The 19,228-nt window shown below is 66.3% G+C and carries 17 protein-coding genes; 13 read left to right on the forward strand and 4 right to left on the reverse strand.

All coding sequences use genetic code 11. The features are described 5' to 3' along the window. Positions 1 to 2 precede the first annotated feature (2 nt). The 9 genes from amt (at position 3) to ABRP17_RS09055 (ending at position 11,634) form a co-directional block, all read left to right on the forward strand. A complete protein-coding gene (gene amt, locus ABRP17_RS09015) occupies positions 3 to 1,433 on the forward strand; it encodes an ammonium transporter (protein ID WP_192082408.1) in 1,431 nt (476 codons plus the stop codon). Between the two features lie 87 nt (positions 1,434 to 1,520). Next, positions 1,521 to 2,273: an N-acetylmuramoyl-L-alanine amidase gene (locus tag ABRP17_RS09020; RefSeq protein ID WP_349985678.1), complete on the forward strand. Its 753-nt coding sequence runs from the start codon at positions 1,521 to 1,523 to the stop codon at positions 2,271 to 2,273. Between the two features lie 193 nt (positions 2,274 to 2,466). Next, positions 2,467 to 4,044, forward strand: coding sequence for a metallophosphoesterase (locus ABRP17_RS09025; protein ID WP_349985679.1), 1,578 nt, complete (start codon positions 2,467 to 2,469; stop codon positions 4,042 to 4,044). 137 nt (positions 4,045 to 4,181) lie between these two features. Next, positions 4,182 to 5,672 (forward strand): ATPase domain-containing protein, encoded by a 1,491-nt coding sequence (locus ABRP17_RS09030; RefSeq protein WP_349985680.1) that lies wholly within the window; start codon positions 4,182 to 4,184, stop codon positions 5,670 to 5,672. After that, complete coding sequence (locus ABRP17_RS09035; protein WP_188325656.1) at positions 5,656 to 7,737, forward strand: PAS domain-containing sensor histidine kinase; 2,082 nt, start codon at positions 5,656 to 5,658, stop codon at positions 7,735 to 7,737. The genes ABRP17_RS09030 and ABRP17_RS09035 overlap by 17 nt, the downstream gene beginning before the upstream one ends. A 52-nt stretch (positions 7,738 to 7,789) precedes the next feature. Next, positions 7,790 to 8,845 (forward strand): nitrogen regulation protein NR(II), encoded by a 1,056-nt coding sequence (locus tag ABRP17_RS09040; protein ID WP_192096442.1) that lies wholly within the window; start codon positions 7,790 to 7,792, stop codon positions 8,843 to 8,845. Beyond that, positions 8,838 to 10,301: a nitrogen regulation protein NR(I) gene (gene ntrC / locus ABRP17_RS09045; protein ID WP_372486739.1), complete on the forward strand. Its 1,464-nt coding sequence runs from the start codon at positions 8,838 to 8,840 to the stop codon at positions 10,299 to 10,301. Before ABRP17_RS09040 ends, ntrC begins: the two co-directional genes overlap by 8 nt. Positions 10,302 to 10,392: 91 nt before the next feature. Continuing rightward, positions 10,393 to 10,962, forward strand: coding sequence for a superoxide dismutase family protein (locus ABRP17_RS09050; protein WP_188325658.1), 570 nt, complete (start codon positions 10,393 to 10,395; stop codon positions 10,960 to 10,962). Between the two features lie 45 nt (positions 10,963 to 11,007). Continuing rightward, positions 11,008 to 11,634, forward strand: a complete 627-nt coding sequence (locus tag ABRP17_RS09055) for a superoxide dismutase family protein (protein WP_188325659.1) — start codon at positions 11,008 to 11,010, stop codon at positions 11,632 to 11,634. A gap of 251 nt (positions 11,635 to 11,885) precedes the next feature. On the opposite strand, the gene ABRP17_RS09060 is transcribed toward ABRP17_RS09055, so the two are convergent. Then, positions 11,886 to 12,773: a hypothetical protein gene (locus ABRP17_RS09060; protein WP_192096434.1), complete on the reverse strand. Its 888-nt coding sequence runs from the start codon at positions 12,771 to 12,773 to the stop codon at positions 11,886 to 11,888. A gap of 93 nt (positions 12,774 to 12,866) precedes the next feature. On the opposite strand from ABRP17_RS09060, the gene ABRP17_RS09065 reads away from it, so the two are divergent. Continuing rightward, positions 12,867 to 14,162 carry an acetyl-CoA C-acetyltransferase gene (locus ABRP17_RS09065; RefSeq protein WP_349985712.1) on the forward strand — a complete coding sequence of 432 codons (1,296 nt, stop codon included), beginning with the start codon at positions 12,867 to 12,869 and terminating at the stop codon, positions 14,160 to 14,162. A 125-nt stretch (positions 14,163 to 14,287) separates the two neighbouring features. On the opposite strand, the gene ABRP17_RS09070 is transcribed toward ABRP17_RS09065, so the two are convergent. From ABRP17_RS09070 to ABRP17_RS09080, 3 genes are all read right to left on the reverse strand, one after another. Continuing rightward, positions 14,288 to 15,589 carry a heme biosynthesis HemY N-terminal domain-containing protein gene (locus ABRP17_RS09070; RefSeq protein ID WP_349985681.1) on the reverse strand — a complete coding sequence of 434 codons (1,302 nt, stop codon included), beginning with the start codon at positions 15,587 to 15,589 and terminating at the stop codon, positions 14,288 to 14,290. After that, positions 15,586 to 16,584 carry a uroporphyrinogen-III C-methyltransferase gene (locus tag ABRP17_RS09075; protein WP_349985682.1) on the reverse strand — a complete coding sequence of 333 codons (999 nt, stop codon included), beginning with the start codon at positions 16,582 to 16,584 and terminating at the stop codon, positions 15,586 to 15,588. Before ABRP17_RS09075 ends, ABRP17_RS09070 begins: the two co-directional genes overlap by 4 nt. Positions 16,585 to 16,770: 186 nt before the next feature. After that, on the reverse strand, positions 16,771 to 17,592 hold the full coding sequence (locus ABRP17_RS09080; RefSeq protein ID WP_372486740.1) for a uroporphyrinogen-III synthase: 822 nt from the start codon (positions 17,590 to 17,592) through the stop codon (positions 16,771 to 16,773). A gap of 35 nt (positions 17,593 to 17,627) precedes the next feature. On the opposite strand from ABRP17_RS09080, the gene ABRP17_RS09085 reads away from it, so the two are divergent. The 3 genes from ABRP17_RS09085 (at position 17,628) to ABRP17_RS09095 (ending at position 19,183) form a co-directional block, all read left to right on the forward strand. Next, positions 17,628 to 18,095, forward strand: coding sequence for a YiiD C-terminal domain-containing protein (locus ABRP17_RS09085; RefSeq protein ID WP_349985684.1), 468 nt, complete (start codon positions 17,628 to 17,630; stop codon positions 18,093 to 18,095). Positions 18,096 to 18,142: 47 nt separating this feature from the next. Beyond that, positions 18,143 to 18,571, forward strand: coding sequence for a hypothetical protein (locus tag ABRP17_RS09090; RefSeq protein WP_188327151.1), 429 nt, complete (start codon positions 18,143 to 18,145; stop codon positions 18,569 to 18,571). 174 nt (positions 18,572 to 18,745) lie between these two features. After that, positions 18,746 to 19,183: a rhodanese-like domain-containing protein gene (locus ABRP17_RS09095; RefSeq protein WP_188325665.1), complete on the forward strand. Its 438-nt coding sequence runs from the start codon at positions 18,746 to 18,748 to the stop codon at positions 19,181 to 19,183. Positions 19,184 to 19,228: the final 45 nt, after the last annotated feature.

Genomic DNA, 19,228 nt, shown 5'->3' on the forward strand with positions numbered 1-19,228 from the left:
GCATGAAGATTCGACTGTTCGCCGGGTGGCAAGCCCGGTTTCATATGGTGTGCCTGATGATGCTGCTCAGCGCACTGGCCGTCGGTGCCTTCCCGGGCACGGCGCATGCCCAGGCACAGGTCACGCCCGTGCCGACGGAAGAGGTGGCCGTCGAGCCGCTCCCCGTTGACGCACCTGCCGCACCGGTCGCCGAGGCCACCGTGGCTGCACCGGCCTACGACCATGGCGACGTGGCCTGGATGCTGACCTCCACGCTGCTGGTGCTGCTGATGGTCGTGCCCGGCCTGGCCCTGTTCTATGGCGGCCTGGTGCGCTCGAAGAACGTGCTGTCCGTGCTCAGCCAGATCCTGGTCGTGTTCTCGCTGGTGATCATCCTTTGGGTGGCCTACGGCTACAGCGCGGTGTTCAGCGAGGGCAACCCGTTCTTCGGCTCGTTCACCCAGTTCGCCTTCCTCAAAGGGTTCACCCCGGACTCGGTGGGCAACACGCCGATCGCCGGCCTGCCCGACTATCTGTTCGTCGCCTTCCAGTCGACCTTCGCCGGCATCACCACCGCACTGATCGTCGGCGCGTTCGCCGAACGCATCAAGTTCAAGGCGGTGATCCTGTTCTCGGCCCTGTGGTTCACCCTGAGCTACATTCCGATGGCGCACATCGTGTGGGGCGGTGGCTATCTGGGTGAGCTGGGTGCGATCGACTTTGCCGGTGGCACCGTCGTGCACATCAACGCAGGCGTGGCCGGCCTGGTCGGCGCGTACTTCGTCGGCAAGCGCATCGGCTACGGCCAGACCGCATTGAAGCCGCACAACGTGGTGTTCACCTACATCGGCGCGATGCTGCTGTGGGTCGGCTGGTTCGGCTTCAACGCCGGTTCTGCCGCCGCCGCCGATACGGTCGCATCGCTGGCCTTCCTCAACACCATCCTGGCCACCGCCGCGGCGGTAGTGGGCTGGACGCTGGTGGAAGCGATCACCAAGGGCAAGCCGTCCGCACTGGGCGCCGCATCGGGCGCGGTGGCCGGCCTGGTCGGCATCACCCCCGCCTGCGGCACCGTGGGCCCAATGGGCGCATTGGTCATCGGCGTGGTGTCCGGCGCGCTCTGCGTGTGGGGCGTCACGGGGCTGAAGCGCTTGCTGAAGGTGGATGACACCGCCGATGTGTTCGGCGTGCATGGCATCGGCGGCATCGTCGGTGCGCTGCTGACCGGTGTGTTCAGCGCGCAGTCGCTGGGCGGCACCAAGGCCGACCTGGATATCGGGCATCAGGTCTGGGTGCAGTTCGTCAGCGTGGCATTCACCATCGTCTGGTGCGCCGTGGTGACGACGCTGATCCTGCTGGTGGTGAAGGCGGTCGTCGGCCTGCGCGTGACCGAGGAAGCCGAACGTACCGGTCTGGATGTCACCTCACACGGTGAATCCGCCTACGAAGTCTGATCCATGCTGATCTGTTGATGACGCACGCATTGCGTCGTGACCGGCGGTCCGGGGGCCGCCGGTTTTTTCATGCCCTACAATCGGGGCATGACCCTCATCCGCCGATCCGCCCTGTTGCTTTCCTGTGCCCTGCTGGCCGCCTGTTCTGGGGCACCGGTAGAAGAGCGCAATCCGCTGGCCACGTGGGTGCCATCGAGCAACCACAACGCCCGCATGCCGGTGGTCATCGTGCTGCACCACACCGACCAGCACTCGGTGCAGCAGAGCCTGGATACGCTGCGCAGCGCCAACAGCGGCGGCAAGGTCAGTGCCCATTACCTGATCGGCGCCGACGGTGCGCGCTATCAACTGGTGGCCGACGATCGCCGCGCCTGGCACGCAGGTCCTGGGCGCTGGGGCACCATCACCGACCTCAACTCGGCCTCCATCGGCATCGAGCTGGACAACGACGGTGATACGCCTTTCAGCGAGGCGCAGATCCAGTCGCTGATCGTGCTGCTGCAGGACCTGAGTACCCGCCTGCGCATTCCGCCGTCGCAGGTGATCGGCCATGCCGACCTGGCACCGTCGCGCAAACAGGATCCCAGCCGCTTCTTCCCGTGGCAGCAACTGGCGCAGGCCGGCTTCGGTGTGTGGCCGCGCGACACCGACGGCATGCCGCCTGCCGGCTTCGACGCCTGGCAGGCGCTGGCCACCTTCGGCTATCCGCTGGACGACCGTGATGCGGCAGCACGCGCCTTTCATCGCCGCTTCCGCGGCAGCGATGACCTGCCGGCCGTGCTCGACACCGAAGACGCCCGCATCCTGCACTCCCTGCAGCAGCAGGCCACGACCAGGTAGAGCCGACCAGGTAGAGCCGACTTCAGTCGGCTGCCCCTCTCCCCGCCCTGACTCACCCACACGCCTGGCAGCGCCTCCCGACCCACATCAGCGCGCTTGCCCGGTGAATCCACCGGCATCCCCTGATGGGCCACGGCCAGGCCACGCAAGAGACTGGCGCAGGGCAGCTCCGCCCTGCACACGACGCCTCACCATGAAGCCTCTCACCGCGCGAGCGCATCACCTTGCCGTTGCGCTGCTCATCTCGCTTGCCCCCGCATCCGCGTGTGCGGCGGATCAGTCTTTCCTGGTCCACTCCGATACCCAGTACCAATGGTCTGACGATGGCAAAAACCGTGACCCGATGGCCACCCTTACGGCGCAGAGCAAAGCAATTGCCCTGTGGCTGGCGCGACAGCCGAAGGCCGCGCCTGTATTTCTCAATGGTGACGTCACCGCCTATGGGCATGGCGACGAGTGGGAGGTCATGCTCCGCGACCTCGGCCACCGATTGATCCCGAACCGCTACTGGGGTCTGGGCAACCACGACTACGACAACAACATCAGGTTGCGTGACCAGTCGGGCTGTGCCAACAACGGGTGCGCGCGCGACTCGATCACCCACCTCGATGCGGCAACGAAGCACTGGGATCTCGACGCGTTCGACTACAGAACCCGAGATGACGGATTATTCCGCTATCACGACGGTAGCTTGGCCTACAGCAAGACCATCGGCGACATCACCTTCATCCAACTGCACAACCATTACGCGTACCAGGTCGACTTCAAGAGCACCGTAGGCCTGCGCAACTATGTTTACAGGATCACCCCTTCGCTGCACTGGTTGGAGAACGTGCTTGAAAAAGCGAAGGCGGCAGGGAAATTCGTCGTCATCAACATGCACCGTCCGCCCCTGGGGTTTGGCAGTGGCCCCGAAGCAGAGGCAGCACGGGCGCAGTTCAAAAAACTCGTCACGGATCATCGGGTGCTTGCGATATTCCATGGCCACACCCATGTTGCGGGAGTAAGAGAGCCCATTGGCGATACGCCTGTGTTCGATTCCGGTGCGTCGTTCCGCAAGACCTTCCTGACCGCAGACCTGGATCTGCGCGCCAACCAACTGACGGTGTATCAGGCAAACGACAACAAGGTGTCCCGGACCCCCTTGCAGACAGTGCAACTGACGAAGGTGTTCGCCCCTGAGGTGGTGCTGAAGCCCACGCCCCTTGGAGAGCTGGCCCTGCTCTTTTCCTTCGGCAATACGCGTAGGGACCTGCGCGTCGGCTGGATCAAGGTGAAGCTGAGCGGAGAAAGTGCAGAGCGGGAAGGGCTGCCGAACCAGCAGATGAACGGGTTGACGCCCAAGCACGATTACGACTACGTGCTCACGGCGTATGACACCCGGGGTGGGCAGGTGATGGCGACATTCACCGGCAGCTTCAACTCCGGTAACGCCCAGTATCCGCCGACCGATCTCTGCTTGGGGAAATGGGACGTGGACCAAGGCCATCTCACGCTGCACTGGGAGCGCCCATTGAACTTTCCGGCCGTCCATTACAGCTTCGTGGAAGGCTACAGCGTGGACAGCGGCGAATGGTTCCGATTCCGCGGCCCCAACGACACGAACCAAGGCAGTACGGAGCAGACCATCTACTACACAGATCGCGGTATCGCCGATCCGACGCGGCTGAACTACGCGGTCTATTACTGGTCTTCATCCCGGGGCCACACCCCTGCGGCCCTGCTCCGGGGTGAGGACTTCTTCAAGGGTGCTGGCTGTCTGCCGAAATGAGCTGACGAGGGCGACCGAGGCCCTGTTCTCACGATGTCATCATTTCCGTGAACAGGGCTTCGGCAACGTCTTACTTTCCTCACTCAGGAATGTGATCACGCCCCATAAACTGCAAAAAAAAGCACAGGGGCTGCTGAATGAACCGTAGCATCGTCGCTACCGGCACAACCGGGCTGGATACCATTCTTCGGGGAGGGCTGCCCGCGTCCAGGCTGTACCTGCTGGAGGGGCAGCCCGGTTCCGGCAAGACCACGCTCGCGCTGCAGTTCCTCCTCAAAGGCGCAGAGCTGGGTGAAAGCTGCCTCTACGTTACGTTGTCCGAGACCGCAGACGAACTGGCCGAAGTCGCGCACTCGCACGGGTGGTCACTGGATGGGTTGCACCTGTTCGAACTGGCCGCTGCCCAGAACGTGTTGGGCGATGGCCAGCAGCAGTCCGTGCTGCATCCGTGGGAAGTGGAACTGGACGGCACCATCAAGCTGATCCAGGCCGAAGTGGAGCGCTTGAAGCCGACCCGGATCGTGTTCGATTCGCTTTCAGAGCTCCGCCTGCTGGCGCAGGATTCGCTGCGCTACCGCCGTCAGGTCCTTGCGCTCAAGCAGTACTTTTCGCCGCGCAACATCACCGTGTTCCTGGTGGACGACCTGACCGGTGGTGAGCGCGACGCGCACCTGCACAGTCTCTGTCACGGTGTGATTTCCCTTGAGCGGGTCACTCTGGATTTCGGCGCCGCACGTCGCCGCATGCAGGTGCAGAAGCTGCGCGGCGTCAACTTCATCGCCGGCTATCACGACCTGGCGCTGGTGAAGGGCGGCATGCGTATCTTCCCCCGGTTGATCGCATCGGACCACCACGTGCCCTTCGTCGGCGATCCGATCTCCAGTGGCGTTGCGGGTATCGATGCCCTGCTCGACGGCGGACCGCTGCGTGGCACCAGTACGCTGTTGACCGGCCCGCCAGGCAGTGGCAAGACGAATGTGGCGCTCAAGTACGTCGCCACCGCCTGCGAGCGTGGAGAGCGCTGTTCTGTGTTCGAGTTCGACGAGCGCACCGGCACCCTGCTTACGCGCGCGAAGGCGCTCGGCATGGACCTGCAGGCGCACATAGACAGCGGACTGCTGGAGCTCCGTCAAATGGACCCGGCCGAGCTGTCGCCGGGCGAGTTTGCCTGGGCCATACGGGAGTGCGTCGAAGAGAGGGACTGCAAGTTGATCGTGCTGGACAGCCTGAATGGCTACCTGTCCTCGATGCCGCAGGAAAAGCAGCTGATGCTGCAGATGCATGAGCTGCTCTCCTATCTCAACCAGAGCGGCGTGGTGACATTCTTCATCAACCCGCAGAATGGCTTGGTCGGGTCGATGTCGACCGGCAACCTCAATGTGTCCTACATGGCCGACACCGTAATCATGTTCCGCTACTTCGAGGCAGGCGGCCGCATACGCAAGGCGATCTCTGTCATCAAGAACCGCAGTGGCGCGCACGAGGATTCCATCAGGGAGCTGCGGATCGATGCGGAAGGCCTGCGCCTGAGCGAGCCGCTGAAAGACTTCAGTGGCATCCTCACCGGCACGCCGCAGTACGTGGGTGAATCAGGACCGCTGTTGGACAGCAATGCAGACCAGCGCTAGTTCCGATTCGCCAACGGTGCTGATCGTTGCGCCCTTCGGACGCGACGCCGAGACCATTGCCAAGCTGGTCGAGAAAGAGCTGGCCACGCCGAAGCGGTGTGCCACACCTGACCATGCAGCCGCCCAGCTGGACGCGAGCATCGGCGCCATCGTGCTCACCGAGGAAGCGCTCTTCGGTGACGACGCGGCGATGCTGGAGGCCGCACTGCACGCCCAGCCGGCATGGTCCGATGTGCCGGTGGTCGTGCTGCGTGCGGCGAAATCCAGGCTCGCACCGGCGCGTCCCCTGCCTGGCCACTACTCCAATCTGGTAGAGGTGGAGCGGCCGGTCGGTGCGGCGACCCTGATCAGTACGATCGCATCGGCTTTGCGCGCCCGGCAGAAGCAGTACGTCATCCGTGACCAGGTACAACGCCTGAGCCAGAACCAGGAAACCCTGGCGCGTAGTGAGGCGGAGCTGCGCCTGATCGCCGATGCGCTGCCGGTGCTGATTGCTTTTGTCGATCCGTCACTGCGCTATGTGTTCGTCAACAAAGCCTACGAAGCGTGGCTGGACGCTCCTACGACGGAGATTGTCGGACGGCGCCTGCCCGACATTCTCGACGCGCCCACGTGGCAGCAGCGCAAGCCCTACGCAGAGCGCGCGCTCGCCGGCGAGGCGGTGCAGTTCAGCGTCAACTGGCCTACCCGCAGCGGCGAACGCCGCGCGTGCGATATCCGCTACCTGCCGCGCCGCGACAGCGCGGGCCGGGTCGACGGGTTCCATATCTTCGTCGCCGATGTCACCGCCAAGACCCTCGCCCTGGAGGCCGTGCAGCGCCAGGCCGAAGAGCTCGAGCAGAAAGTGGCCGAGCGGACCGCCGAGTTGCAGGCGCAGGTGGTCGCGCGCGCATCGACGGAGTCGGCCCTGCACCAGGCGCGCAAAATGGAGTCGGTCGGCCAGTTGACCGGTGGTATCGCGCACGACTTCAACAACATGCTGACGGGCATCATCTCGGCGCTGGACCTGATCCGGATGCGTGCCGAGAGCGGGCGCGTGGATGGCGTGGAGCGCTGGATCGACGTGGCCTCGGCATCGGCACACCGGGCCGCGGCGTTGACCCAGCGCCTGCTGGCATTTTCGCGGCGCCAGTCATTGAACTCGCAGCGCCTGTTGGTGAATGAGCTGGTCCATTCGCTCGATGACCTGATGCGCCGTACCCTGGGTGAGAAGATCCGGCTCAGCATGGACCTGGGCCACGACGTGCCCCTGGTACGCGCCGATTCCAACCAGTTGGAAAGCGCCATTCTCAACCTCACCATCAATGCGCGCGATGCCATGCCGCAAGGTGGCCAGCTGGAGATCCGCACCCGGCGCCAAGTGGTGGAAGAAGACGAGGCTGGGACCGGGGAAGACCGGCTGCGCGCAGGATGCTATGCCGTGCTGTCGGTGACTGACACCGGCGAGGGCATACCGCCGGATGTGATCGAACGGATATTCGAGCCCTTCTTCACCACCAAGCCGATCGGGCAGGGTACGGGGCTCGGCATGTCGATGATCTACGGCTTCATGCAGCAGTCCGATGGCCATGTGCGCATTGATTCCGAAGTAGGCTGCGGCACCACCGTCCGTCTTTACCTGCCCGAGTCGGTGGCCGACAGCGCGGGCGAAGGTGCCGGCGACGCACCGCAGGCGCCGCCCGAGACCGCCACGCCCACCGGTGCTGGACAGCAGCTGCTCGTGGTGGAAGACGATGCACAGGTCCGAACGCTGGTGACCGAGGTGCTGACCGAACTGGGCTATGCGGTGACGGTAGTCGAGGATGGAGATGCGGCGCTGAAAGTCCTGCAATCCCGGCGCGTGGATGCACTGGTCACCGATGTCGGGCTGCCGGGCCTCAACGGACGCCAGCTCGCGGAGATCGCCCGGCAGACCCAACCCACGCTGCCGGTGCTGTTCATGACCGGCTATGCCGAGGCAGCGCGGGATCAATCCGAATTCCTGGAGGCGGGCATGCACATGATCGGCAAGCCCTTCTCGTTGAGTGCCTTCGGCGATGCGGTCGCGCAGCTGTTCCTGCCGTGATGGGGCGGCGCTGACGTTCACTCTCGTCGCCGTTATGCACTACATTGGTGCAATGACTGCTTCTTCTCCTGCGCCGGCTATCGACCAACTCGGCACGCCCCTCGCCTGGGCGGATGCCGAAGGTCGCATTACCGGTTGCAACCCGGCGTTTGCGCGTTGGCTGGGGGTTAGTGGTAGGAGGTTGATCGGCAAGCCACTGGTCGCGCTGGAGACGCAGGGCGAAGCGTTGGCGCATTTCCTGTCACGTGACGAGCGCGACAGCCTGCGCCTGCATCGTCTGGCACTGGGCATGCCGGGTGAGGGCGCACGCTTTGCCGAAGGCTGGATGAGCCGCCTGGATGACGGCGGGTGGTTGCTGGAGGCGCATCCGGTGGATGAGTTCCCCGGTCTCGACCCGACCACCGCGCTGCCGAGCGCACTCAGCGCCGCCTTGAAAGGACTGGCCCACGAACTGCGCAACCCCTTGGCGGGATTGAAGGGTGCCGCGCAGCTGCTGGCGCGCCGGGTGCATCACCGGGATGCCGATGAGCGTGAACTGGTGGAGCTGATCGGCACGGAGATCGAGCGGCTGAACAGCCTGCTGGATCAACTGCTGTCACCCGCGCCGGCGGCGCCACACGCCGCACTGAACATCCATGCGGCGTTGGAACAGGTCCTGCGCCTGGCAGAAAGTGAAGCCGGCTGGGCAGTGCGCCTGCAGCGCGACTACGACCCCAGCATCCCCGAGTTCAGTGGCGATGCCGATCGACTCAACCAGGCGGTGTGGAACCTGGTACGCAACGCCATGCAGGCGGGTGCCGGCGGCATCACCCTGCGTACGCGCGTGGAGCATGGCGTGCGCATCGCCGAGCAGTTGCACCCGATGGCGCTGCGGCTGGAAATCGCCGACGACGGCCGGGGCGTACCGGAGGAGCTCGCCGAGCATCTGTTCCTGCCGCTGGTCAGCGGGCGTGCGGAAGGCACGGGCCTGGGCTTGGCACTGGCACAGCAGGTGGCACGCGAGCACCGCGGCACGCTTACCTATCGCTCGCGACCCGGGCATACCGTGTTTACGTTGCTGCTTCCGATCAGCACTCCTTCTTTACGTGAGGACGCCGCGCATGGCTGATCTGCCTGACACCGCGCATGGCGGCCACCGCGTATGGGTGGTCGATGATGACCGAGCCGTGCGCTTCGTTCTCAGCACGGCCCTGCGCGACGCCGGATACCGCGTCGAAAGCTTCGACAGCGCCGCCGCCGCGCTCGATGCGTTGGACCGGCAAACGGTGCCTGCCCTGCTGTTCACCGACGTGCGCATGCCGGGCGATGACGGCCTGGTGCTGCTGGATAAACTGAAAGCGGCGCACCCGCAGCTTCCGGTCATCGTCATGTCGGCGTATACCGATGTGGCCAGCACCGCGGGTGCATTCCGCGGTGGCGCACACGAATTCCTCTCCAAGCCGTTCGATCTGGACGACGCCGTCGCGCTGGCCCGCCGTGTGCTGCCTGATGGCGAAGCCGAAGCCGAGTTGACCGACACGCCGTCGCCGGCCGATGCCGCCACCCGGGACCAGGCTCCGCAACTGGTGGGCGATACCCCGGCGATGCGCGCGCTGTTCCGTGCCATCGGCAAGCTGGCGCAGGCACCCTTGGCGGTCCTGATCACCGGCGAAACCGGCACCGGCAAGGAGCTGGTGGCGAGCGCGCTGCACCGTGAATCGCCACGGGCGGGTGCGCCCTTCGTGGCCCTGAACACGGCCGCCATTCCGGCCGAGCTGCTGGAAAGCGAGCTGTTCGGCCATGAAGCCGGTGCGTTCACCGGTGCCCAGCGCCGCCACATCGGCCGGTTCGAACAGGCCGACAAGGGCACGTTGTTCCTCGATGAAATCGGCGACATGCCGCTCGCCCTGCAGACCCGGCTGCTGCGCGTGCTGGCGGAGGGCGAGTTCTTCCGCGTAGGAGGGCGTGAGCTGATCCACGTCGATGTGCGGGTGGTGGCGGCGACCCACCAGGACCTTGAAGGGCTGGTCGCACAAGGGCGTTTCCGTGCCGATCTATTGCACCGGCTGGATGTGGTGCGCTTGCAGCTGCCGCCTCTGCGCGAGCGTCGCGACGACATCGGGCAGTTGGCGATGACGTTCCTCGCGGCCGCCACGCACAAGCTGGAGGGTCCCCCCAAGCGGCTCACCGCAGCAGCACTGCAGGCGCTGCGCGAACATGAGTGGCCGGGCAACGTGCGTGAGCTGGAGAACGTGTGCTGGCGCATGGCGGCGCTGGCGGCGAGCGACACGATCGGCGTGGCCGACGTGGAGATGGCCGTGAACCGGGGCGGCACGCGCAGCGCTGCGCGCCCGGCGGTCACCGATCCAGGCCAATGGGAAGTGCTGTTGTCGCAATGGGCCAAACAGCGTCTGGCCGAGGGCGCTGAGGGCCTGCATGCCCAGGTGCGCGAGCGTGTCGACCATGCCTTGCTGGACGCCGCATTGCAGCTCACTCACGGCCGCCGCGCCGAAGCCGCAGCCCGATTGGGCTTGGGCCGGAACACATTGACCCGCAAGCTGGGTGCCGGCCGCCGCCGCAGCTGACCTCATTTTTCCGTCCCTGCGCGTCCGTACGACGCGGCGTTGATGCGCCATGGACAGGGATGCCCGTAACGTGCCCAGCAAGGAGTCCACCATGACCTCAATCCGTTTGATCCTGCCGGCTGCGGCTGGCCTGTTCCTCGCAGCCTGCGGCACCACGCCGTCCCCGCCTCCCGCGCCGCCCGTGGCCGTCAGCGTGGTCAGCACGGCGCAGATGGCCGAGAGCAATCTGTCACCGGCCTCCGCCAGCATCGTCAGCGGCCGCTTGGCCCTGGTGCCGGAAGCGGGCGGCGTGCATGTCACCGGCATGATCGGCGGCCTGCAGCCGTTGCAGCAGCCTGGCTTCCACGTACACGAGCGCGGCGATTGCAGCGCCGTGGATGCCAGCAGCGCCGGCAATCATTTCAACCCTACCCAGCAGCCGCACGGCGCACCGGGCACGGGACCGCATCACCTGGGCGACATGCCGAACCTGCGCGCCGATGCGCAGGGGCGTGCCAACGTCGACATCCATCTGCGAGGCGTCACCCTGGGGGGAGGCGCTGCCAATGACATCGGCGGACGTGCCCTCATCGTGCACGCCCAGCCCGACGACCATCGCAGCCAGCCGGCTGGCAATGCCGGCGCCCGTATCGCCTGCGGCATCATCCGCATCACGAAGTAGGACTTCGCTGCAGGTTTCGTACTCACCTATCTGGAGAACCACCCGATGCGCCTGATCCATACCTCGATGTTCGTCGCGCTGGCCGCGTTTGGCCTGACCGCCTGCAACAAGCAGCCCGACAGTGCCACCGACAGCATGGCGCCGGCCACCCCTGCCGAAGCCACCGCCACCACCACGCCTGCTGAAGCACCGCCGCCGATGATGGAAGCCGCCGCGGCGGCCACTGCCGTTGCCGACCTTGCGCCGACGCAGGGCAATGAAACCAAAGGCTCGGTCAGCTTCAAGGTGGTGGACGGGCGCGTGCACGTCACCGGCCAGGTCAGCGGCCTGAAGCCGGGCAGCGAGCACGGCTTCCACATCCATGAAAAAGGCGATTGCAGCGCACCGGACGGCGCCAGCGCCGGCGGCCACTTCAATCCCGGCACGCAGGATCACGGCAGCGTGGCCAGCGATCCGCATCACGGCGGCGACATGCCGAACATCAAAGCCAACGCCGAAGGCATCGCCACCATCGACGCACCGGTGTCGACCAACGTCAACATCGGCAAGGGGGATGGCTTTGACATCATCGGCCGCGGCCTGATCGTCCACGCCGATGCAGACGACTACAAGACCCAGCCCACCGGCAACGCCGGCGCCCGTCTGGCCTGCGCGGTCATCAAGGCGCAGTAAGCCTCTCGTAACAACGCAGCAACCCGAAAAAAGGAACGCCGGCGAAAGCCGGCGTTCCTTTTCTGCTCCTGCTCTTCCTGCCCTACCGCGTGCGCAGCCAGCCAACTGACATGAGGCGGTGGGCATGCCATTGCAGGACCTTGTGAGGCAGGAGCCGAACATGAGCCCCCATGGACGGGTTCACGGCGTGTCCTGCAATGGCATGCCCACCGCCACCTCCACTGAGAACGGGGCGCGAGCACGCAAAAAAACTAACGTTCCAACAACGCCCGCGCGTCCTGGCCTGCCTCGCAGTGCACGAACAGCACCGGCACGCCGTGGGCTTCCAGCACCGCCGCCATCTGCCGCTGGCGCATCAGGTACTGCTCATAGATACCCTTCAGCCGCTCGCAGTCCTTCTTGCCGTGCGAATAGTGCGCGCACCACCCGGCCGGATCGAACAACGCCATGCGCGCCTCGCCGTGGGTATAGCGCAGCAGCGGCTCCGGCGCGGCGTCCAGCCACTCATCGGTGCCTGCCTCCATGATCGCCGTCTCGATCAACGGCCACAGGGCAGCCAATCCCTGGTTGTCGTACTGCATCGACATCATCGCCGCCAGGTCATTCACGGTGAAATAGCGCGCGTGTTCCACGCGGGCACCAAACGCCTTCTGTGCCAGCAACGCGGTGTCGGCGTGTGCCATTCCTTCCGCCAGCAGCAGCGTCTCCAGCGCATCGGACACGGCGGCCGTCGTCGCCGCATCGCTGCCCGTCAGCAGGAACGGCACCACCCGCAGTCCACCCCCCTTCAAGGAGGGGTCTGCCTGGAAAGGCAGTGGCACGTCGCCGCTTGCATCCGCGCCGAACGCCAGCAGGCGCGGGCCCTCGCTGCGGCCGGGTGCGCGCATCTGCAGTTCTTCCAGGCGCCGATGGATCGGCCAGCCCGGGCGCAGCACTTCGGCTGGATCGAAATGGGCGGCGGCAAACACCAGGTCCAGTTCACTGGCCTGTGGCACCAGCTTGGCCAGATCGCGACCTACGCGCTCTGCCAGTTCACCGGATTGTTCGGCGGTGAGTGCGGCGTGGCGGGGCGACTCGCCGTCGGCGAGCTCAAGGGCGAGCACGCCGAGGGCGTTCATGCCGGGGTTGGTTTTGCTCATGGTTTCACGGTTGGCCCATCACAGGGCGGCAGCTACACTTGGGACCATTATGCCTGCGCCTTCGTGCAGGCCATGTTGCAGACACCCTATCCCATGCCAGGTATGTCCATGCCCAACGCCCGACCCGTCGCCATCCTCGGTGGCGTCCGTATTCCGTTCTGCCGCCAGAACACCGCGTATTCGGACGTCGGCAACCTCGGCATGTCCGTACGTACGCTCGGCGCCCTGGTCGAACGGTTCGGCCTGCACGGCCAACAGCTCGGCGAAGTAGCAATGGGAGCGGTGATCAAGCACTCCAGTGACTGGAACCTGGGCCGTGAGGCTGCGCTTTCATCCGGACTGTCCCCGCTCACCCCCGGCATCACCATGCAGCGTGCGTGCGGCACCTCGCTGGACACCATCATCGCGGTGGCCAACAAGATCGCCCTCGGACAGATCGAGTCCGGCATCGGCGGCGGTTCCGATACCACTTCGGATGTGCCGATCGTCTATGGCAAGAAGCTGCGTGCACGCCTGCTGGCTGCCAACCGTGCCAAAAGCACCGGCGACAAGCTGCGTGCCTTGACCAGCGGTTTCAAGCTCAGTGAACTGAAGCCCGAGTTTCCCGGTGTGGCCGAGCCGCGCACCGGCAAGAGCATGGGTGACCACTGCGAAGACATGGCCAAGGAATGGAACATCTCGCGCGATTCGCAGGATGAGTGGGCCGTGTCGTCGCACAAGAAGCTGGCGGCCGCGTACGAACGCGGCTTCTTCACCGATCTGATCGCACCGTTCCGCGGCGTGGAGCGTGACAACATCCTGCGTGCCGATACGTCACTGGAAAAGCTGGCTACGTTGAAGCCTGCCTTCGACCGCGTGTCCGGCCGTGGCACGCTGACCGCCGCCAATTCGACGCCGCTGACCGATGGCGCATCTGCCGTATTGCTGGCGAGCGAAGAGTGGGCGCGCGCGCATGGCCACACGCCGTTGGCCTACCTGCGCGATTCGCAGGTGGCCGCCGTGGATTTCGTGCACGGCGAAGGACTGTTGATGGCCCCGACCGTGGCCGTGCCGGAAATGCTGAAGCGCAACGACCTGACCTTGCAGGACTTCGATATCTACGAAATCCATGAAGCGTTCGCCGCCCAGGTGCTGTGCACGCTGCGCGCATGGGAGAGCGAGGATTACTGCCGGAATCGCCTGGGCCTGGATGCCCCGCTGGGTCGCATCGACCCGGAGAAGATCAACCCGTTGGGTTCTTCGTTGGCGACGGGCCATCCGTTCGCCGCCACCGGTGCCCGCGTGATCGCCACGGCAGCCAAGCAGCTCGCCGAACGCGGCGGTGGCCGCGCATTGGTATCGATCTGCACCGCCGGCGGCATGGGCGTGGTGGCGATCGTCGAACGCTGACCGGCTGACCGGGTGGTAGCGCCGAGCCATGCTCGGCGAGCGCAGCGGCAGCGCGATCCAGCATTCCGCCGAGCATGGCTCGGCGCTACCAAGGGTCTGTGCGAGGGTAGGGGTCTGCGCGCGGATCAGGGAACGCGCGGGAACCCGTTTTCGTCGCGTGGTTCGCGGGCGTCGTACACCGGCGGTACCGGAGTCATGACCTGTTCTTCCACGGTGGCACGCGGCGCGCTTGCCAGCGCGTCGGTACGCACCAGGGCGACGCTGTCTTCGCCACGCTGCTCACGCAGCGCATTGGTCAGGCACTGAGCCGCCAGCTGGGGTTCGCCACGGGCCAGCAGCGAGGCACCCAGTGCTTCCCATGCCGACGCCCCAGCACCGCCCGCAATCGCTTCGTGCAGCAGCACTTCGGCTTCTTCATGGCGACCCTGTGCCAAGGCGACGCGACCCTGTGCCAGCAGCAGCGCAGACGAATCGCCGTGGGTCCGGCGCCAGCGCACCAGGTTGGCGTCACGCGTGGCCAGGCGTGATGCCGGCAGTACGCCATACAGTTCCACCAGCTCATCGCTCCAACGCTGGTCCAGCGCCTGTTCCAACGCGAGCAATGCAGGCTCATCCCAATCCAGCGCCACGGCGCGGGCGGCATACGCCGACACCACCGCCGGATCCGAGCGCAGCGTCTTCGGCATGGTTTCCCACTGCGCCGCAAGCGCGTTCACGTCCGCCGCTTCCAGCAACGCCTGCGCGGCGAGTCGGGCTTCCAGCGTGGTCAATGCATCGGCCGGCAGCACCTTGCTCTGGCGCAGCGCACCCAGTTGGCCATACGCCTCATGCGCCCGCCCGGCACGCGCCAGTGCTTCGCTGCGCAGCCACAGGCCGCGGGGCGGCAGCGGCTGCAGGTTGGCCGCATCCAGCGTGTTGATCGCATCCACCGGCAGGTCATCGGCCAGCTGTTGCTCTGCGCGCAGCAGGGCCTGGCTGGTCGCATCGGTCGTCGCCAGACGCTGCAGGTAAGCCTGGCTGGTCACATCGTCGCCGCGCGCACGCGCGCTGCGTGCCGCATTGGTCAGCGCAATGGCGGTCACCTCTTCATCCTGCGCGGCGCCGTCGAGCAGCTTCTCGGCACGTTGCCACTGGCCATGTTCATAAGCCTGCAGGCCATCGACCAGACGGACGCGCCCCTGCTTGCGGCGATAGCGGCCCCAAGCGCGGAACGGTGAGGCGATCAGGCTCCACAGCAGCCACAGCACCAGCATCACCACCAGGGTCAGCAACACCACCTGCGGCAGCGTGCTGCGGTAGTCGGTGCCGCCATAACGGAAGATCACTTCGCCGTACTGGCGGAGGTCATTGGCACCCAGCCACTGGGCGCCGATCACGCCCACCGCCACGGCCAACAACAGCACGATCAAGGATTGCAACGGCTTCATAACGGGGTCTCTCCATCTCGCAAAGTGCGCAGTTGCTGCAGGGTGCTGCCCAGTTCCGGCGCGTCCAGGCGCAGCGGCGCCGAGCGCAATGCAGTGAGTTCAGCACGCTGCCTGCGCAGGGCCGGTGAATCTGGCCAGAGCGCGGTCATCCCGCGTTCAATCCGGTCCAACGCCTGCCGCAACGCGGGGCGATCCCCGCGCTCGACGGCAGCGCGGGCAAGGGTCAATTCCAGCTGCAGCGCATCGGCAGCGACCGCACGGTCGGCAGCGGTCAACGGGCCGTTGACCGCGCTGGGCGTTATTTCGACGAAGGCGGCCAAGGCGATCTGCCACCACGGCCGTGCATCGCCCGTCGCCGTGCCACTGGCCTGCGTCGCCGCCCCGTGCACCGGCAGGGTCTGCAGGGACTCTGCCAGCGAGGCCAACCGCAGGCGCGCCTGCGCGCGCGGGCCGGTACCCAGCGCGTCCAACGCATTGCGCTCCTGCATCAGGGCCTGGCGAAGGTTCAGTGCGTCCGCAGAGGGCAGGTCATCCAGTTGCGCCGCCGCCAGCGCATACAGCCGGCGGGCGCCGTCGAGATCATCGGCCGCGTCCAGCCGCTGCGCGGCCTGGGTGAGCAGCAGCTCGGCCTCGTCACGGTGCAGGGCCTGGCTGTCCTGGCGGGTCGTTTCCGCCAGCCGCGCCAGGTTTTCCTCGAGCAGCGCACTGCGCTGGCCGAGTCCCAGGACCTCATCGCGCAGCACGCGGTTGGCACTGGCCGCATCCTGCAGGCGCGCGCTGGTGGCGCGCTGATCGCGACGCAGCGCATCGACCGTATCCAGCAGACCCTGCAGGCGCACCGCGTCGGCCTGCGACTGCAGACGCGCCCGTTCCTGCCCTTGCTGCCAGGCATGCCAGCCCCAGCCGCTCGCGGCGACGAGCAGCAGCACGATGATCAGCGGAGCGATCCAGCGCAGCGCGCGGCGCGGGGGAAGCGGAGTGGGGGTTTCGTTCATGCACGGCGTCTCAAACGGCCGCGTCGACCAACACGGTACGCGGCGCAGCGCACAGCATCACCGTTGCACGCAGAAGCAGCAAGCGGCCCGCCGCCGCCGCAGCCCGGTAGAGCCGGCTTCAGCCGGCTGCACGTCGATCCGGACCCGCCGGAACATAGGGCGAACGACAGCCGACTGAAGTCGGCTCTACCCGTCCGCCATCGCCCCGTCCGGCATCGTCCCTCCCGGCATCGCCCGGTGGGCGAGCTGACGGCACGCGGCCGCCATCTGCTGCGGGGTGGGGCCGTCCGCCACGACTACGTGCGCAAAACCCAACCCCTGCACCTGGACGCGCAATCGCTCGCTCGCCACGACCACATCCATCCGTGCCTGCCACCTGGCCTGCCAGTCCGGCGTCAGCTGCGCCCATACACGCTCCAGCGCCTCGCCGCTGCTCACCGCCAGCACCCACGGCTGCGGCGAACGCGACAGCCGCGCCAACCCCCGCGGCGGCACCCGCAGCGGCACCCGCTGATACACATCGGCGCGCACCAGCTGCGCTCCGCGCTCCTGCAGTTGTGCGGCGATCAGCCCGCGTCCGCCGGGAGCGGTCACCAGCCCCACCGTCTGCCCGCGCACCGCTGCTAGCGCCGGCAGCGCCAACAGGCCCTCGCTGTCCATCCGTTGCGGAGCCATGGCGTGATCGATGCCGACCGCCCGCAGCGCGCGCAGCGTGCCCTCACCGACCGCCAGCCAAGGCCGCGATGGCGCATCCTGAAGCGGGAGTGCGCCGGAAGCCGCCACCACCGCTGCCGGGCTGGTGAAGATCACCCGGGAGGCCTGCAAGGCCTGCTGCAGCTGCCGCAAAGCAGGGTCGCCAAGCCGCCGTTGCAGTCGCCACGGCGACAGCGCGATCATGAATGCGCACGGATCGGCCAGGGCGTCACCCACCGCGCCGTGCTGTCCCTGCGGTCGCAGCGACACCAGTGTCCAACCACACGGTTTCGTACGTTTATCCATTGCCGTCATTATGCGGGCCCGCGTTGTTGCAGGTGTAACTGCTGATGTCCGCCGAACCCGTTTCATCCTCGCTGCTGGTCCTGCAGGAGGTGCTGGACAGCATGCCGCCGGTGCGTGCCATGCAACTCCGCCTGGAGGGCTATGCCGATGGCCAGCTGCAGCTGAGCGCGCCCTTGGCGGTCAACGTCAACGACAAAGGCAACGCCTTCGGTGGCAGCCTGGCCTCGGCGATGACCCTGTCCGGCTGGGCGCTGGTCACCCTGCGCCTGCGTCTGGCCGGCTTCGAGGCCGAGGTCTACGTAGCCGACAGCCAGCTGCGCTACCGCGCGCCGGTGTATGGCGATCTGCACGCACAGGCGGAAATCGCCCCGGACAGTGACTGGGACACCTTCCTGGCCACCTTCAAGCAGCGCGGCAAGGCGCGCATCGGCGTGGTGGCCGTGCAGCCGGGCAGCGATGGCAAGCCCGCCGCCGAGCTGAGCGGCCGTTTCGTCGCCTTCGCCAAAGGGTAGGATGGCACCCTGATGCCTTGGGGAGCCTACCGTTGAAGAACCCGCACCTGCGCCGACTGACCCAGTTCTTGATTCTGACCGGCCTGCTGCTGGCCTCGGTGGCGACAATGGCGGCTGATATCAGCCGCAAACAGCGCAAACAGCTGGAAGAGATCCAGACCTCCTACGGGTCCACGATCCGTTGGGGCACCATGGACGAAGCCCTGGGCTATCTGGACCCGGCGCAGCGCAAGGCCAATCCGCCTACCGAATTCCAGCTGCGACGCTATTCGCAGCTGCGCGTGTCGTCCTACCGCGAAAGCACCACCGCGCAGTTGCCCGATGGCACCGTGGAGCGCCGCGTCCTGGTGGGCGTGATCAACAACAACACCCAGTCCGAGCGCACCGTCGGTGTGGTTGAACGCTGGCGCTGGGATGCCCAGGCCAAGCGCTGGTGGCAGACCAACGGCCTGCCGGATCTCTGGGAAGGCCAGTAACGACCGCCGCGGGCCAAGCACTAGCGGCCGCTGGCCCGGTAGTGACGGCCGCTGGCCGTCAGCAGTGACTACTCGCCGAACGCAGCTCGGCCCATAAAGACGACAAACCAGCAAAATCCCTGCCCGAATCGGCTTGTGCGACAATCGGCGCCCGCTTATCGACCCGTGACCTGCGTGAATTACGAAGAGTTGGTGGCCTTTGCTGGCCGAAACCCGATGTTGTCGATCGCCCTGGTGGGCCTGACCGCCGCCATCATCGTCACTGAAATCCGTCGCCTGTTCCGTGGCTACAAGTCGCTCAAGCCCGGCGAACTGGTCCAGGTCATCAACGGCGGCGACGCCGTGGTCGTGGACCTGTCCTCCAGCAGTGATTTCGAGAAAGGCCATATTGCTGGCAGCAAGAACGTGCAGGCCAGCCAGTTCGGCCCCGAGCACAAGCTGGTGGCCGCGGCCAAGCAGCGCCCCGTGGTGCTGGTGTGCCGTGCGGGCACCGCATCGGAAGCTGCCGCCAAGACGCTGAAAAAAGCCGGCTTCGAGCAGGTATCCGTGCTCGACGGCGGCCTGCCTGCATGGCAGCAGGCGGAGCTGCCGCTGGTCAAGGGCCGTCACTGACGCTGATCGCATGACGGGGGGTTGTGCGCTGCATGCCCCGCCCCC

It is taken from the genome of Stenotrophomonas sp. WHRI 8082, from assembly GCF_040223995.2.
In the GTDB taxonomy this organism is placed as follows: domain Bacteria; phylum Pseudomonadota; class Gammaproteobacteria; order Xanthomonadales; family Xanthomonadaceae; genus Stenotrophomonas.

Excerpts from the sequence above, each read along its gene's own strand:
- amt (WP_192082408.1), top strand. The coding sequence starts at position 3 with ATGAAGATTCGACTGTTCGCCGGGTGGCAAGCCCGGTTTCATATGGTG.
- ABRP17_RS09020 (WP_349985678.1), top strand. The coding sequence starts at position 1,521 with ATGACCCTCATCCGCCGATCCGCCCTGTTGCTTTCCTGTGCCCTGCTG.
- ABRP17_RS09025 (WP_349985679.1), top strand. The coding sequence starts at position 2,467 with ATGAAGCCTCTCACCGCGCGAGCGCATCACCTTGCCGTTGCGCTGCTC.
- ABRP17_RS09030 (WP_349985680.1), top strand. The coding sequence starts at position 4,182 with ATGAACCGTAGCATCGTCGCTACCGGCACAACCGGGCTGGATACCATT.
- ABRP17_RS09035 (WP_188325656.1), top strand. The coding sequence starts at position 5,656 with ATGCAGACCAGCGCTAGTTCCGATTCGCCAACGGTGCTGATCGTTGCG.
- ABRP17_RS09040 (WP_192096442.1), top strand. The coding sequence starts at position 7,790 with ATGACTGCTTCTTCTCCTGCGCCGGCTATCGACCAACTCGGCACGCCC.
- ntrC (WP_372486739.1), top strand. The coding sequence starts at position 8,838 with ATGGCTGATCTGCCTGACACCGCGCATGGCGGCCACCGCGTATGGGTG.
- ABRP17_RS09050 (WP_188325658.1), top strand. The coding sequence starts at position 10,393 with ATGACCTCAATCCGTTTGATCCTGCCGGCTGCGGCTGGCCTGTTCCTC.
- ABRP17_RS09055 (WP_188325659.1), top strand. The coding sequence starts at position 11,008 with ATGCGCCTGATCCATACCTCGATGTTCGTCGCGCTGGCCGCGTTTGGC.
- ABRP17_RS09060 (WP_192096434.1), bottom strand. The coding sequence starts at position 12,773 with ATGAGCAAAACCAACCCCGGCATGAACGCCCTCGGCGTGCTCGCCCTT.
- ABRP17_RS09065 (WP_349985712.1), top strand. The coding sequence starts at position 12,867 with ATGCCAGGTATGTCCATGCCCAACGCCCGACCCGTCGCCATCCTCGGT.
- ABRP17_RS09070 (WP_349985681.1), bottom strand. The coding sequence starts at position 15,589 with ATGAAGCCGTTGCAATCCTTGATCGTGCTGTTGTTGGCCGTGGCGGTG.
- ABRP17_RS09075 (WP_349985682.1), bottom strand. The coding sequence starts at position 16,584 with ATGAACGAAACCCCCACTCCGCTTCCCCCGCGCCGCGCGCTGCGCTGG.
- ABRP17_RS09080 (WP_372486740.1), bottom strand. The coding sequence starts at position 17,592 with ATGACGGCAATGGATAAACGTACGAAACCGTGTGGTTGGACACTGGTG.
- ABRP17_RS09085 (WP_349985684.1), top strand. The coding sequence starts at position 17,628 with ATGTCCGCCGAACCCGTTTCATCCTCGCTGCTGGTCCTGCAGGAGGTG.